The sequence below is a fragment of the Secundilactobacillus silagincola genome, assembly GCF_002583405.1.
In the GTDB taxonomy this organism is placed as follows: Bacteria; Bacillota; Bacilli; order Lactobacillales; family Lactobacillaceae; genus Secundilactobacillus; species Secundilactobacillus silagincola.
Genome location: NZ_BCMJ01000003.1, coordinates 138,945 through 152,803, shown reverse-complemented (window position 1 = coordinate 152,803; position 13,859 = coordinate 138,945). Strand labels below are relative to the sequence as shown.

19 protein-coding genes and 1 other annotated feature are annotated in these 13,859 nt (G+C 43.6%); of the genes, 2 read left to right on the top strand and 17 right to left on the bottom strand.

Annotated features, from left to right (window positions below; translation table 11 throughout):
- Window positions 1-57: 57 nt before the first annotated feature.
- The 17 genes from CES82_RS04665 to fabZ (CES82_RS04585) form a co-directional block, all read right to left on the bottom strand.
- Complete coding sequence (locus CES82_RS04665) at window positions 58-1,113, bottom strand: M24 family metallopeptidase (protein ID WP_098824154.1); 1,056 nt, start codon at window positions 1,111-1,113, stop codon at window positions 58-60.
- Between the two features lie 62 nt (window positions 1,114-1,175).
- Window positions 1,176-1,472, bottom strand: a complete 297-nt coding sequence (rpmA, locus tag CES82_RS04660) for a 50S ribosomal protein L27 (protein ID WP_098824153.1) — start codon at window positions 1,470-1,472, stop codon at window positions 1,176-1,178.
- A gap of 21 nt (window positions 1,473-1,493) precedes the next feature.
- Window positions 1,494-1,823: a ribosomal-processing cysteine protease Prp gene (locus CES82_RS04655; RefSeq protein ID WP_098824152.1), complete on the bottom strand. Its 330-nt coding sequence runs from the start codon at window positions 1,821-1,823 to the stop codon at window positions 1,494-1,496.
- A gap of 19 nt (window positions 1,824-1,842) precedes the next feature.
- On the bottom strand, window positions 1,843-2,151 hold the full coding sequence (gene rplU, locus CES82_RS04650; RefSeq protein WP_098824151.1) for a 50S ribosomal protein L21: 309 nt from the start codon (window positions 2,149-2,151) through the stop codon (window positions 1,843-1,845).
- 20 nt (window positions 2,152-2,171) lie between these two features.
- Window positions 2,172-2,247 (bottom strand) — a sequence feature (ribosomal protein L21 leader region).
- Between the two features lie 73 nt (window positions 2,248-2,320).
- Window positions 2,321-3,079, bottom strand: coding sequence for an acetyl-CoA carboxylase carboxyltransferase subunit alpha (locus CES82_RS04645; protein WP_225364840.1), 759 nt, complete (start codon window positions 3,077-3,079; stop codon window positions 2,321-2,323).
- Window positions 3,076-3,939, bottom strand: a complete 864-nt coding sequence (locus CES82_RS04640) for an acetyl-CoA carboxylase carboxyltransferase subunit beta (RefSeq protein ID WP_098824150.1) — start codon at window positions 3,937-3,939, stop codon at window positions 3,076-3,078. The genes CES82_RS04645 and CES82_RS04640 overlap by 4 nt, the downstream gene beginning before the upstream one ends.
- Complete coding sequence (locus CES82_RS04635) at window positions 3,940-5,316, bottom strand: acetyl-CoA carboxylase biotin carboxylase subunit (RefSeq protein WP_098824149.1); 1,377 nt, start codon at window positions 5,314-5,316, stop codon at window positions 3,940-3,942.
- Window positions 5,317-5,325: 9 nt separating this feature from the next.
- Window positions 5,326-5,772 (bottom strand): 3-hydroxyacyl-ACP dehydratase FabZ, encoded by a 447-nt coding sequence (gene fabZ, locus CES82_RS04630; RefSeq protein ID WP_098824148.1) that lies wholly within the window; start codon window positions 5,770-5,772, stop codon window positions 5,326-5,328.
- A gap of 11 nt (window positions 5,773-5,783) precedes the next feature.
- Window positions 5,784-6,254: an acetyl-CoA carboxylase biotin carboxyl carrier protein gene (gene accB / locus CES82_RS04625; protein ID WP_098824147.1), complete on the bottom strand. Its 471-nt coding sequence runs from the start codon at window positions 6,252-6,254 to the stop codon at window positions 5,784-5,786.
- Window positions 6,254-7,486, bottom strand: coding sequence for a beta-ketoacyl-ACP synthase II (gene fabF, locus CES82_RS04620; RefSeq protein ID WP_098824146.1), 1,233 nt, complete (start codon window positions 7,484-7,486; stop codon window positions 6,254-6,256). The genes accB and fabF overlap by 1 nt, the downstream gene beginning before the upstream one ends.
- A gap of 11 nt (window positions 7,487-7,497) precedes the next feature.
- A complete protein-coding gene (gene fabG, locus CES82_RS04615; protein WP_098824145.1) occupies window positions 7,498-8,232 on the bottom strand; it encodes a 3-oxoacyl-[acyl-carrier-protein] reductase in 735 nt (244 codons plus the stop codon).
- A gap of 2 nt (window positions 8,233-8,234) precedes the next feature.
- Entirely contained in the window at window positions 8,235-9,176 is a 942-nt protein-coding gene (locus CES82_RS04610; protein WP_098824144.1) for an ACP S-malonyltransferase, read from the bottom strand.
- The gene (gene fabK / locus CES82_RS04605) at window positions 9,169-10,119 is read right to left on the bottom strand and encodes an enoyl-[acyl-carrier-protein] reductase FabK (RefSeq protein ID WP_180245662.1); all 951 of its coding nucleotides are present in this window, start codon (window positions 10,117-10,119) and stop codon (window positions 9,169-9,171) included. Before fabK ends, CES82_RS04610 begins: the two co-directional genes overlap by 8 nt.
- Window positions 10,120-10,129: 10 nt before the next feature.
- Window positions 10,130-10,375 carry an acyl carrier protein gene (locus CES82_RS04600; RefSeq protein ID WP_098824143.1) on the bottom strand — a complete coding sequence of 82 codons (246 nt, stop codon included), beginning with the start codon at window positions 10,373-10,375 and terminating at the stop codon, window positions 10,130-10,132.
- A 39-nt stretch (window positions 10,376-10,414) separates the two neighbouring features.
- On the bottom strand, window positions 10,415-11,392 hold the full coding sequence (locus CES82_RS04595) for a beta-ketoacyl-ACP synthase III (RefSeq protein WP_098824142.1): 978 nt from the start codon (window positions 11,390-11,392) through the stop codon (window positions 10,415-10,417).
- 11 nt (window positions 11,393-11,403) lie between these two features.
- A complete protein-coding gene (locus tag CES82_RS04590; RefSeq protein WP_098824141.1) occupies window positions 11,404-11,862 on the bottom strand; it encodes a MarR family winged helix-turn-helix transcriptional regulator in 459 nt (152 codons plus the stop codon).
- 68 nt (window positions 11,863-11,930) lie between these two features.
- Window positions 11,931-12,374 carry a 3-hydroxyacyl-ACP dehydratase FabZ gene (gene fabZ, locus CES82_RS04585; protein ID WP_098824140.1) on the bottom strand — a complete coding sequence of 148 codons (444 nt, stop codon included), beginning with the start codon at window positions 12,372-12,374 and terminating at the stop codon, window positions 11,931-11,933.
- A 250-nt stretch (window positions 12,375-12,624) separates the two neighbouring features.
- On the opposite strand from fabZ (CES82_RS04585), the gene CES82_RS04580 reads away from it, so the two are divergent.
- A complete protein-coding gene (locus CES82_RS04580; protein ID WP_098824139.1) occupies window positions 12,625-13,392 on the top strand; it encodes a biotin--[acetyl-CoA-carboxylase] ligase in 768 nt (255 codons plus the stop codon).
- 60 nt (window positions 13,393-13,452) lie between these two features.
- Entirely contained in the window at window positions 13,453-13,782 is a 330-nt protein-coding gene (locus tag CES82_RS04575; protein ID WP_098824138.1) for a heavy metal-binding domain-containing protein, read from the top strand.
- Window positions 13,783-13,859: the final 77 nt, after the last annotated feature.

The window sequence follows — 13,859 nt, the reverse complement described above, 5'->3', positions numbered from 1 at the left end:
TTAATAATACCAATTAAGTGCAGGCAATTGCAAGCCACACCCGCAAATAATTAGGAATTACAAGACGACCAGGTCGGTTGGGCCGGTGGTCAAAATCTGATGACCTGACTCAGTAACCAAAATATCGTCTTCAATTCGAATCCCGCCAAGTTGGGGTAGATAGATGCCAGGTTCAACGGTAATCACGTTGTCAGGCATCATTTGATCCTCTGAGCGGGTAGACAGTGCCGGTCCTTCATGAATATCCAAACCGATACCATGGCCCGTACCGTGATTAAAGTAGTCGCCATAACCTGCTGCTGAAATAATTTGTCGACCAATTGTATCTAGTTGTTTCCCGGTCACTCCAGGCTTCACGGCATCAATAATAGCTTGCTGGGCTTGTCGCACGATATCGTATACTCGTCTCAATTCTTCACCCGGATCACCTAAAGCAACTGTGCGTGTCAAATCGGAAGTATAACCGTCAAACTCATAACCAAAATCAATGGTGATCATTTCACCAATCTGAACCATTTTAGAGGTGGCAGCACCATGAGGCAAAGCCGCACGCTTGCCACTAGCCACAATTGTATCAAAGCTAGCTTTTTCAGCCCCTAAATCACGCATGATTGCATCTAACCGATTGGCTAGGTATCGTTCCGTTACTCCAGGTTTAATCAGTGGCAGGAGCGCATTAAAACCCTTAACCGTTAGCTCACAAGCTCGTTTAAGCGTCTTTATTTCATCAACAGATTTGATCTCTCGCATTTTTTCAATTAAATGAGTCATTGGAACGATATCGGAGCTCATCAATTCATCAATTTGATCGTAGTCGTGAAATGGTAGACTATCTTCAAACCCTAAGACCGAAATCTGTTGTTTGCTAATCAGTTGGGCAGCCACTTCTAGGTAGTAACGCGTAATAACGACATCAAACTCATGATCTGAAGCTGCCAACGCTGTTTCGTATCTTGAGTCTGTAATCACATAAGTTTTGCTAGCTGTTACTAAGACTACACCATCACCATCAAAACCAGTAAGATAACGTTTGTTCACTGTATTTGTGACTAGAAATGCATCAATACGCAGTGTTTCAAACTTTGATTGCAACTGTTCAAGTCGAGTATTCATGAAAAGTCACCCTTCTAAACCTCAAAAAGCCAAATAAAAAAGGCCCCTGAGGGACCTTTTTATTATCTAGCTGCAACTTCTGTTACAGGATAAACGGAAACTTGGCGCTTATCACGGCCCTTACGTTCGAAGCGAACGACACCGTCGATCTTTGAATACAAAGTATCGTCGTTGCCACGCAAAACGTTAGCACCTGGGTAAATATGAGTACCACGTTGACGGTAAAGGATTGAACCACCGGTTACAGTAGAACCATCAGCAGCCTTAGTACCGAGACGACGTCCGGCAGAGTTACGACCGTTGGCAGTAGAACCGCCCCCTTTATGGTGAGAGAAGAATTGTAAGTTCATTTCTAACATGAGTTTCACCTCCATAAAAGATTAGTTAATTCGAATATAGTCCGAATATTGTTTTTCGACATCTAAAAGTCCATTTTGAAAGCTTTGTAATAATGCTTGACTAATTCGATCTTGAATGTAGTCATCAACCGGAGGCATCCGGAGACTTAAGAAGCCACCCTCCTCCTGTTTAGCAACCACTACTGGCTCAATAGAAGCCACAGTTGATAAACCGTTGACAGTACTAATCGATAATGCTGAAACTGCAGAACAAACGATATCGCTACCGTATGGTCCGCTATCAGCGTGACCAGTTAATTTAAAGCCAATAATCCGATTGTCATTATCATAGTCAAATGCTGCTTGAATCATAAATGATCACCCACAGAAATTATGCGTTGATAGCATCAATAACAACCTTGGTATATGGTTGACGATGACCAACTTTTGTGTGTTGACCCTTCTTAGCCTTGTACTTGAAGGTAACAACCTTCTTTTCTTGGCCTTGCTTTTCAACTGTTCCAGTAACTGAAGCGCCTGAAACTAATGGCGTACCAATCTTAGTTGAATCGCCACCAACAAAAACAACTTGGTCAAAAGTAACCTTGTCGCCAGCATTGGCACTAAGTTTTTCAACGTAGACTGCTTCGCCTTGTTGAACGCGGTATTGCTTACCGCCAGTTACGATAATTGCGTACATGTATGTGCACCTCCTTTTTATTTAACACTTAGACTCGCCGAGAACAAGCGCTGCTTAAACAGACTTAAGACTTGGCCCGTGCGGTTGCAGCTGTGGAAGCCCACAAATACAACAAACTGTATTCTACAAAACTTCCGGCCATCCGTCAACCCTTAGATTCGACAAACAACTAAAATCTTCTAAAGAAAGCGGCTCTTTTTTTAAGGCGATCGGCTACATTTTGATGACTTAAATCACGGATTACCCCCGTCATTTCAGTCTTTAGCGAACCGTCTGATAACATATTTTCTGGAATAACTCGGTGAATAGCGTGTTGCTTTAATAACCAGTCTGGTGTTAACCGCATCAACTCAGCAGCTTTATCAGCTAAATGAGCATCTTTCCACATAATTGAGGCAAATCCCTCCGGTGAAAGAACAGAATACATGCTATTTTCAAACATCCAGATTTGGTCTGAGCAAGCCAACGCTAGCGCACCGCCCGAGCCTGCTTCGCCGGTAATGAGCGTTAAGATGGGTACTTTAATTTTTAACATTTCACTGATGTTTTTAGCAATCATTTGGCCTTGACCAGAGGCTTCGGCATCCGCACCTGGATAGGCACCAGGCGTGTTGATCAACGTTATAATAGGAAAGTTTAACTTTTCAGCTAATTTCATCACTCGCAACGATTTACGATACCCAGCAGGTTCGGGACTACCAAAATGGGTAGCCATCCTGTCTTCCAGATTGTTCCCTTTTTGAGTCGCAACCAAGGCAACTGGATGGCCAGACAACTTCGCAAGACCCGCGACAATTGCAGAATCATCACCAGAAACTTGATCACCATGCATTTCAAAAAAATCCGTAAACAATTGATCAATCATTTCATAAACATTGGCTTTACGATCACTTCTAGCACCGGCAATAATTGATTGCGTATCTGTCACTTTGTGTCACCCCACTCCTTGGCTTCGAGGATTCCCAGTAGCTGGCTAAGCCGGTTAGGCAACTGCTCACGAGAAACGATTTCATCAATAAAGCCACGCTTGTAACTGTTTTCGACACTTTGAAAATCATCTGGCAGTTGTTTATTAATGGTCTGTTCAATGACTCGCTTACCAGTGAAACCAAACAATGCTTTAGGTTCCGCTAGGGTAATGTCTGCTTGACTGGCAAAACTAGCTGTAACACCACCCGTTGTTGGATCCATGATGACGGAAATATAAGCTAATCCAGCAGCCGAATGGTCATTTACGGCCTGACTAATTTTTGCCATCTGCATCAAGGAATAAATTCCTTCCTGCATCCTAGCACCGCCAGATGCAGTCAGTAAAACAACGGGCAATCGCTGTTCAGTCGCCTTTTCAAACATTCGGGCAATCCGCTCACCGTTAGCAGTCCCTAAACTGCCCATAATAAATAAAGGATCCATAATTCCTAAGGCAACCGGATACTCATCAATCAGTGCCTTGCCCGTCAAAACACCATCCTTAAGATGCGTGACTGTTTGAGCTTTTTTGATTTTATGCTCATAATCTGGAAATTCAGTTGGATCTTTAGTTTCCAAATCAGTATCCCATTCCTCAAAGTTTTTCGTCAACATTTTTAGACGACGGCGAGCAGTTACTCGAAAACCATAACCGCACTCAGGGCAAACCCGATATTGACCCGCACGCTTAAAGTAAAAGCTGGCATGACAATGCGGGCATTCCTGCCAAATACCGTTAGGCACTTTTGCTTGATAGTGTTTTAGCATCGACACAGAACGTGATGAAAACCGCTTAACGTGTTCCCCAAACGATGACATCTAAGACACCTCCCGAATAGCGTGACTAGCAAATTTCGCCATGAACTGCTTCGTCACATAATCCGTGGTGGCGGTTCCTTGCTGAACGATTGGGTCAGCTAACAAGTCTTCCAAAAAGCCTTGATTAGCACTAATACCCTCCAACTCAAATTCGTCTAGAGCATCGATTAGCTTTTTAAGGGCCTCTTGATACGTTTTCGCGTGAGCGATGATTTTAACGATCATCGAATCATAAAACGGTGAAATCATATCTCCAGACTGAATGCCACTATCAACACGAATGCCGGGTCCTCCAGGTAGTTTAAGCTGTTTAACGACACCTGCTTGGGGCATAAAATCCAGCGATGGATCTTCTGCATTAACCCGAGCTTCAACCGCAAATCCTTGAGGTTTAAGATCCTCCTGATCGAAGGACAGTGCCTCTCCTGAAGCTACTCTGACTTGTTCTTTTACCAAGTCGATGCCGGACACTGCTTCGGTGATTGGATGTTCGACTTGAATTCGGGTGTTCATTTCCATGAAGTAAAAATGATGCTCCTTATCCATCAAAAATTCAATCGTACCCGTATTCAGGTACTTAATCGTTTTTGTGGCTCGAATGGCGATTTCCTGTAAATGCTGACGTTCTTGTGGTGTCATTACCGGGCAAGGACTCAACTCTAATACTTTTTGCTGTCTCCGCTGCAACGAACAATCCCGCTCTGGAAAAGCCGTCACATGACCAAATCGATCAGCAAAAACCTGTACTTCAATGTGCTTAGCCGGCGCGACAATTTTTTCCAGGTACATTCTCTGATCACCAAATGAAAGTTGGGCTTCTTTAGTGGCTGATTGATAAGCCTCGCGCATTTCACTTTCGTTCTTAACGCGGCGGATACCCTTACCGCCACCACCAGATGCTGCTTTTAGCATCACGGGGTAACCCACTTCATTGGCGACTTTAACGGCATCAGTCTCATCCTTCAAAAAACCGGTACTTCCTGGAATCACTGGGATGTTACCCGCTTGCATTTGAATTCTGGCGTTTGCTTTATTTCCCATCAATGAGATCGTGTCTGGTTTTGGACCAATAAAAGTAATATGACAGGTCTCACAAAGCTCAGCAAACTCCTCATTTTCCGACAAGAAACCATATCCTGGATGAATTGCCTCGGCACCTGTCAGTACCGCCGCACTCACAATATTTTGCATATTCAAATAAGAGTCAGCCGGTTGAGGACCGCCCACGCAGACAGCCTCATCTGCCAATTTTACATACTGAGCATCCGCATCCGCGGTTGAGTAGATTGCCACTGACTGAACGTTAAGTTCTCGCAGCGCCCGAATAATTCGCACCGCAATCTCGCCACGGTTAGCAATTAAGACCTTTTTAAACATATTATTCACCTACCCAATCATAAAGGTGAGATCTCCTGAACAAACCTTTTTACCTTCGACGTATGCTTCACCGTGACCTAGGCCAGCGTTGCCGCGAATCTTTTCCAGAGTAACTTCTAATTTCAGAGTATCACCAGGTTTAACCATTTTACGGAATTTAACCTTATTCATACCGCCAAAATAAGCTGTCTTTCCTTTAAATTCTGGCATGGTCAACAGTGCAATTGCACCAGCCTGTGCCATTGCTTCAACGATTAAAACGCCTGGCATTACTGGATTACCTGGAAAGTGACCTTGGAAAAAGGCTTCATTAACGGAGACGTTTTTCTTCGCAATCACTTTTTCACCTGGTACATAGTCAAGTACCCGGTCAACTAACAGCATCGGATACCGGTGTGGTAAAATTTTCTGAATCTCAACGACGTCTAACTCGTGTGTTGCTGCTTCTTCTGACAAATTTTGTCACCTCATTTAGTTACTTCAAATAGTGGTTGATCATATTCAACCACTTCTTCATTTTCAACTAGGATCTTCGAAATGGTGCCGTCCACTTTGCTCTTAATTTCGGTCATCATCTTCATGGCTTCAATCACGCAAACTACTTCACCAACACTAACGTGATCCCCCACTGATTTGTATGCCGGCTTATCAGGAGAAGGCTGCAAATAAATCACGCCAACGAGTGGCGCTTTGATTGCCGTTGCTTCTTTTGCCGCTGGCTTTGGCGTCTCTAAATCAGGCTGGGATGCTTGAATTGGCTGCTTAGGCTCATCAGCTGACTTAGCAGAGACCGATTTTTGATCAACAGCCTCATTTTTTTGATGGCTAATTTTGTTTTTGTTGAGATAAAGATGGATATCTTGATAATCAAGGTCAATTTCACGAATATCACTATCGTTGATTTGACGAATAATGGCTTGGATCTCTTCAAGTGTCATTAGTCCGCCCACTTTCTAAATGCCAAGACGGCGTTATGTCCCCCAAAGCCAAATGAATTACTGATGGCATATTCAGTTTCATGGTCACGGTTAGCGTCATTTACCAAGTTGACCTGGCATTCAGGATCTTGATTGACAACGCCAACGTTTTCTGGCAGCTTACCGGTCTGCAGTGCACCCACTGTCGCAACAGCTTCGATGGCACCGGCTGCTCCTAATAGATGACCAGTCATGGATTTAGTGCTAGAAACTAGCACATCACTGTCCTGTCCAAAGACGGTATTGATTGCCTTTGATTCAGCGCTGTCATTACCCATAGTGGCAGTCCCGTGAGCATTAATGTAGTCAACATCAGCAGGCTTAATTCCAGCCTCATCAATGGCTAGTTGCATGGCACGTGCTGCTTGGGTCCCTTCAGGATCTGGTGATGTCATATGGTAAGCATCTGAAGTCGCACCGTAACCGACGATTTCAGCCAAAATGTTAGCACCGCGCTTTTGAGCATGTTCCAGGGATTCGAGTACCAAAGTACCAGCCCCTTCACCCATAACGAAGCCCAACCGGCCAGCATCAAACGGCAGGGAAGCTTTCTTCGGATCAGTAGCTTTAGATAACGTCGATAGAGCAGCGAAACCGGCAATCCCAATTTCGTTAACTGAAGCTTCAGAGCCACCAGTCAGCATAACTTGTGCGCGGCCTTCCTTGATTTGGCGGAACGCTTCACCAATGGCGTTGGTTCCCGAAGCACAAGCAGTCACAATCGTTGTACAAATATTTTTGGCATGATAACGAATGGCAATGTTACCGGAAGCCATATTTGAAATCGACGTTGGCACGAACATTGGAGAAACCCGCTGAGGTCCCTTGTCATGCATCTTAATGACCTGCTCTTGAATGGTCGTCAAACCACCAATCCCTGAACCATAGATAACACCCATTGATTCCGGTTCAGTATTCGTTTCATCAATACCTGCTTGTTCTACGGCTTCTGAAGCAGCATACATTGCGTATTGACTAAAAGCATCCATTCGACGTAAGTCTTTCTTGCCAAGTCGTTTTAACGGATCGAAATCATGTAATTCACCAGCTAAAGTAATACCAGTTTCACTGGCATCAAAATGTGTAATCGGTTGAAAACCAACCTTCGAAGCTAGTAGACCCGCTTCAAATTCTGAAACACTATTACCAATCGGTGTTAATGCACCCATTCCTGTAATCACTACTCTAGTCATACACTCGCTCCTTATTGCATTGTTAGGCCACCATCAACTGTGATGGTTTGACCTGTAATATAGTCATTTTCTGCTAAAAAGATGGCTGCTTGGGCAACTTCTTGGGTTGACCCCAGACGTTTTAACGGGATTTGTTTTAAAATTTCCGCTTTAACTTTATCGGACAATTGTGCTGTCATTGCGGTATCAATCATACCTGGCGCAATCGCATTACAACGAATACCCCGCATTGAAGCTTCCTTAGCTACTGACTTAGTCAAGCCGATAATTCCAGCCTTACTAGCAGCATAATTAGCTTGACCGATGTTACCTGTCAAACCGATAACACTTGCCATATTGATGAAAGCCCCACGGCGAGCTTTATACATTGGTCGCAGACAGGCTTTGATCACGTTGAACGTACCGGTCAAATTGGTGTTGATCACCTGACTAAAATCAGCTTCGCTCATTCGATTAAGTAACTTATCATTCACAATGCCGGCATTATTAACCACAATATCAAGCTGACCAGCCTTTTCATAAATGCTGTCGATCATCGTTTTAACAGCATCCGGATCAGTGATATCAGCCGAGAGGTCCCAACACGTGACGTTTTCCGCTTGGATCGAGGAAATAACCTCTTTTGATGCCCCATGGCGACCATTAATCACAACGTTGGCACCCTGTTTTGCAAAAGCTTGCGCAATAGCAAGTCCGATACCCTGTGTACTGCCGGTCACTAAAACCGTTTTTCCTTTTAATTCCAAACTTACTCACCCCTTAAAGCTGTCATCGTTTTATTAAGGGTATCAACGTCATCAATATGATAATAATCAATCCCCTTAACTGTTTTCCGAGCAAAACTCATAAGGGTCTTACCAGGCCCTAATTCTATGACAGCATCAACTTGACCATTCAACTGCTGAATGGCATCCGTGAATCTAGTGGTAGATATCAGCTGATTCGTCAGTGTTTGTGTTAATTCATTGGTTTTAAATGGTTTACCAGTCGTTGTACTGATTACCGGAAAGTTACCCTGTGTCCAGTTCACTTTTGTTAATGCATCATGCAGTTCTGACTGAGCTGGCTGCATGAGAGGCGTATGAAAAGCACCGCTGACTTTGAGGGGTACCATGCGTTTGACATCTTTTGATTCTAAGTAACTAACTGCCGCATCCACTGCCTCAACTTCACCGCCAATCACGACTTGTTTAGGCGTGTTGACGTTTGCAATTGAAACCAGTCCATTGCTTTTGGCTGCATCGCAAGCTTCTTGAATCATCTCAATTGGCGTGTTCATGATTGCGACCATTTTACTTGGCTGTGCATCACTAGCCTGTTGCATCAAACGACCACGCAGTTGAACAAGTTTCAATGCCTGTGCAGTGGTCATAAAGCCACTGGTTGCTAAGGCACTGTACTCGCCCAAACTAAGCCCGATGCCAGCTACAACGGTCGGTAGTTGTTCTTTGACAACCTCGTAAAGCGCACAGCTCATTGCTACGATTGCAGGTTGCGTAAACCGTGTTTCAGATAACTGATCTGCAGCTGACGAATCAAAATATAGTTTTGGTAAATCAATATCAAGTGTTTGACTAGCCTGGTCGATGGCCGCTTTATAAGTTGCGTTTTGCTGATACAGCTCTTCACCCATACCCGTTTTTTGCGCACCTTGACCGCTAAATAATAATCCAACCTTCAGTTTAGACACCACCCATCAATTTTGTAGCTTGTTCATAGACATCAGCCAAAATTTCCGCGGCAGGTTGTGCCTGTTTAACTAGTCCAGCCACTTGGCCTGCCATATAGGCACCGTTTTCACGATCACCCGTTAAAACAGCGGTCCGCAAACTACCATTACCAATTTCTTCAACTTCGCCAAAATCAGGCTCAGTTTTAGCTGCCTCAGCCTTTTCAAGCCGAATAAACCGTTTTGCCATCGGATTCTTAAGAACACGTGCAGGATGACCAGCGTATTCACCAGTAATTACCGTGTCGATGTCCTTGGCCTTAAGCACCGCTTGTTTATAATCGGGATGAACCTTGGATTCAGCTGCAACGAGGAATCGAGTTCCCATCTGAACGCCTACTGCACCCAGCATGAAGGCAGCAGCTAAACCGCGTCCATCGGCAATTCCACCAGCAGCAATTACCGGAATGTTAACGGCATCAACTACTTGAGGAACTAAAGCCATCGTCGTCAACTTGCCAATATGACCACCTGACTCCATACCCTCAGCTACGACAGCATCAGCGCCCACTCTGGCCATCCGTTTAGCCTGCGCAACCGAAGCCACTACCGGAACAACCTTAATATCAGCAGCTTTAAACATCGAAAGGTATTTGGAAGGATCCCCAGCACCAGTAGTGACTACCGTAATGCTGTCGTGCGCCTTCAAAATAACATTTACGACATCTTCCACATGTGGAGAAAGGAGCATCACATTCACACCAAAAGGCCGGTCAGTTAGTGACTTAGCCCGTTCAATTTCCTGAGCTACGACCTCACCAGAGGCATGACCAGCACCAATAATTCCCAGTCCGCCAGCGTTTGATACCGCGGCCGCCAAACGGCCATCTGCGACCCATGCCATACCGCCTTGAAAAATCGGATATTTTAATCCTAATGACTGCATAAATGGATCTAATTGCATAAGCTTGTTTTTACTCCTTGTCAGCTAATTGTTTTTCAACAAAGGTAACCAAATCAGAAACGGTTTCAATCCCCTCTTCAGTTTCAATCTTAATGTCGAATTCATCTTCAATTTCATTGATTACTTCGAAAATATCCAGGCTATCAGCGTCTAAATCTTGTTTGATGTTGGTCGTCATAGTAACCTTTTCTGCATCTTCACCAGTTTGATCTACAATAATTGCCTGTACTTTTGAAAAAATTTCGTCGTTAGTCATAATATTTGAGCTCCTTAAGCTATCATTTATTTTTTGTGTTTAGTATTTGATAATTTGTGTACCAACGGTTAATCCGCCACCAAAACCGCTCAACGCGATGATTTGACCACGTTGAATGGTGTCGTTTTGAATAACTTCATTCAGTAAAATTGGCACACTGGCTGCCGACGTATTGCCGTAATCAGCCACATTAGTCAGAAACTTGGTACTGGGTTGATCCAACCGCTTAGCGATTTGATCAAGAATTCGCTGATTTGCCTGATGTAAAATAAAATAGTCAACGTCCTGAACCAACAGACCGGCTTTCGTTACCGCGCGTTGAATCGATTCAGGCACCTGATGTGTTGCAAACTTATAAACTGCCCGACCATCCATTTCAAAATAACGCTGGTGCGGGTCAGTCGAATCACTGGCAAAAACAGAGTTAACAGGCTGATAACCAGCCGTCAGCTTATCACCTAAATCACCAATGGTCTGAAGGTCTGAGGCTAGAAACGCTGACTCAGTTTGCTTATCATTAGCTAACAAAACACCCGCTGCACCATCGCCAAACAAAACTGCAGTCGAGCGTTCGTGCCAGTCAATTAACTTGGATAAGACTTCGCCACCGATCAACATGCCTCGCGTACCTGGAGTCTGCAGTAATCCCTCTGCCACTTTTAGTCCGTAAATAAAACCCGAACAAGCAGCGTTTAAATCAAACGCAAACGCTTTTTTGGCACCAATCCGCCCTTGAACAATGGCGGCTGTTGCAGGTGTCATATAGTCTGGAGACATGGTGGCAACAATGATAAAGTCTAAATCTGAAGCTTGCCAATCAGTTTGATCCAGCAACTTCTGTGCGACTTGAGTACACAAATCGCTAGTGGTCTGTCCAGTTGAAACATGTCGTTGCTTGATCCCCGTTCGCGTGGAAATCCATTCGTCTGAAGTATCCATGTAGGCATTCAGCTCGTCATTGGGAACTACCCGTTCTGGGACCGTACTAGCACTTTGGACAATTTGAATACCTGTCATTAAGTAACCCCTCACTTATTTGGAGTTGGTGAAGCGAATTCGAGAAACGCTTCCAAATTTAACAGTGCTCTTTCAATGATTTTAAGTTGCTCATCATCCATACCCTTAGCAAGGCTTTCAACCATTTGCCGATGAAAAGACGCATGAGCACGATAAACTAAACGACCACGACGCGTCAGCCCTAGACGGACAAAACGTCGGTCATCATCGCTTCTAAGACGTTTAACATAGTCTTTTCTAACCAAATGATTAACCATAGTTGTCAAAGTTCCAGGAGTAATTCGTAACTCACGAGCAACTTCCGAAGTGGTCTTATGTTCGTACATTGAAATCGCGTCTACAGCGTGCACTTCTTTGAGGGAAATATCTTTAAACTGACTCGTTCTCAGAGCCAATTCCTCCACTCTCACAATATCGCCATATACCGTTGTTAATAATTGGTTGACCCGTTTGGCCGTAGAATAATCCATCTATTCATCACCTATTTTGATTCGCAAATGATCTCATTTCCAAACAATACCAGTGAGAATTTCGGTAGTTAACGTACGGTTTCTTCGGGTTCAACGATAAACATCAGCTCAGCCTTCAAGACAACTTCTTCGTTAACCACAGCCTCACACGAAACAACGCCCATATTATCACGCTGTTTTTTCATTTTGACTTTAAGCTCTAACTGATCTGAAGCGTGAACGTCCTTCAGAAATTCAGCTTTAGAAATCCCGCCTAAGTAAGCAGTTTTATGCTCAAAAGCCGGCGATTTCAAGATCAGAATCGAAGCTGCCTGTGCAAGTGATTCAACAATCAACGCTGGCGGCATCACGTATTCACCTGGACGATAGCCGTTAACAAAGCTTTCATCAGCGGTGACGTTTTTGATAGCAGTGATTGATTCGCCAGCAACAAGTTCTTTAACGCCATCCATGTAAAAAATCGGGAACCGGTTAGGAATAAGCTCTTGAATCTCTTGAGAAGTTAATTGCATAGGTCGCAAAGCACCTCCTTCAAAACTATTTCAAACATCAAAGTATTTGATGGCGTTATCATATTCTAAAATCAGAGTCACTGTCAAGTAATTTTCCAAAATTGACTACGTACGACCCACTTTCTTACACGTATCTGCACTATTTAAGAAAGCGTTTCCAATCGTTTTAATAGTTTGATTATCAAACTAATTAACCAAATGATGACTAAAATGATATATGTTATAATAATCACATCTTGGAGGTAAAACAATGAACGACGGGGATATTGAAAACAAGTTACGCGATCGAACGAAAACTAAAATCAGCTTATTGCACGTTGACTCAATCGGTTCAACCAATCAATATGCAAAAACATTAGCCCAGCAAGAGACCATCCAAAATCCCTGTTTGATATGGGCTGACCAGCAAACGGCCGGTGTCGGCAAGCGTGCTCGTCGCTTTTACTCGTCCGCTGGTGGTCTCTATTTTTCATTGGTTTTACCAAGCTTAACCGTTGAGCCTGAAAAAACTGGCCTATTTACTACGAGTCTGGCAATGGCCATCGTCAAAGCGAGCAAAAAATGCTTTAACCTTTCAGTTCAGGTTAAATGGGTCAATGATATTTATCTAAACAACCGTAAAGTTGCTGGCATACTAGTAGAGCAAGGTGCCAACCAGTCAGTAATTATCGGTGTTGGCATCAACTTATACCAGCCTAATTTTCCTCAAGAACTTGAAACAATTGCTGGAAATCTGCTCATACAACCACCTACGCCATTTGATCGTACAAACTTTTTAATTGAATTAGCCAGCAATCTATATTACTCAAGCACCACCTATACCAATTCGAAATTTATTGGTGAATATAAGCGTCTTTTGATCCTGATGAATAAGCGAATTCAAATGCAAATTGGACACTCTTCAGTAACCGGCAAAGTCATTGATGTCGATGCCTTAGGTCAGTTAGTTATCGTTGATGAAGCCACTGCCAAGAAGCGCATCATTCGGGCTGGTGAAGTTACGAAGATTTTACTCTGATCAATTTGGTATTTTCGAATCATTCATGATACACTGACTTCAAATAAAGGGGGTATTCACGTGTCAGAAATTATTGTCACAACAACTGAGCAAATTCCTGGTAAAGAATACGAAATTATTGGTGAAGTTTTTGGCTTAACCACGCAGTCAAAAAACGTTGTCAGAAATATTGGCGCGGGCCTGAAAAACATCGTTGGTGGTGAGATTAAAGACTATACCAAAATGTTGATTGAGGCCAGAGACGTGGCGATTGAACGACTGAGACAAAACGCCGTTGAACTTGGTGCAGATGCCGTGGTCATGATGCGCTTTGACTCCGGTTCAATCGGTACTGACATGCAGTCCGTTGCCGCATATGGTACAGCTGTTAAATTCACTCATCAAAACTAGATTTAAATTTTCAATCTTTAAACTAAAAAAGAACGCTGAACATTCAGCGCTCTTTTTGATGTAACCAATAGTCAGTT

Excerpts from the sequence above, each read along its gene's own strand:
- CES82_RS04665 (WP_098824154.1), bottom strand. The coding sequence starts at position 1,113 with ATGAATACTCGACTTGAACAGTTGCAATCAAAGTTTGAAACACTGCGT.
- rpmA (WP_098824153.1), bottom strand. The coding sequence starts at position 1,472 with ATGTTAGAAATGAACTTACAATTCTTCTCTCACCATAAAGGGGGCGGT.
- CES82_RS04655 (WP_098824152.1), bottom strand. The coding sequence starts at position 1,823 with ATGATTCAAGCAGCATTTGACTATGATAATGACAATCGGATTATTGGC.
- rplU (WP_098824151.1), bottom strand. The coding sequence starts at position 2,151 with ATGTACGCAATTATCGTAACTGGCGGTAAGCAATACCGCGTTCAACAA.
- CES82_RS04640 (WP_098824150.1), bottom strand. The coding sequence starts at position 3,939 with ATGTCATCGTTTGGGGAACACGTTAAGCGGTTTTCATCACGTTCTGTG.
- CES82_RS04635 (WP_098824149.1), bottom strand. The coding sequence starts at position 5,316 with ATGTTTAAAAAGGTCTTAATTGCTAACCGTGGCGAGATTGCGGTGCGA.
- accB (WP_098824147.1), bottom strand. The coding sequence starts at position 6,254 with ATGACACTTGAAGAGATCCAAGCCATTATTCGTCAAATCAACGATAGT.
- fabF (WP_098824146.1), bottom strand. The coding sequence starts at position 7,486 with ATGACTAGAGTAGTGATTACAGGAATGGGTGCATTAACACCGATTGGT.
- fabK (WP_180245662.1), bottom strand. The coding sequence starts at position 10,119 with ATGCAATTAGATCCATTTATGCAGTCATTAGGATTAAAATATCCGATT.
- CES82_RS04600 (WP_098824143.1), bottom strand. The coding sequence starts at position 10,375 with ATGACTAACGACGAAATTTTTTCAAAAGTACAGGCAATTATTGTAGAT.
- CES82_RS04595 (WP_098824142.1), bottom strand. The coding sequence starts at position 11,392 with ATGACAGGTATTCAAATTGTCCAAAGTGCTAGTACGGTCCCAGAACGG.
- CES82_RS04590 (WP_098824141.1), bottom strand. The coding sequence starts at position 11,862 with ATGGATTATTCTACGGCCAAACGGGTCAACCAATTATTAACAACGGTA.
- fabZ (WP_098824140.1), bottom strand. The coding sequence starts at position 12,374 with ATGCAATTAACTTCTCAAGAGATTCAAGAGCTTATTCCTAACCGGTTC.
- CES82_RS04580 (WP_098824139.1), top strand. The coding sequence starts at position 12,625 with ATGAACGACGGGGATATTGAAAACAAGTTACGCGATCGAACGAAAACT.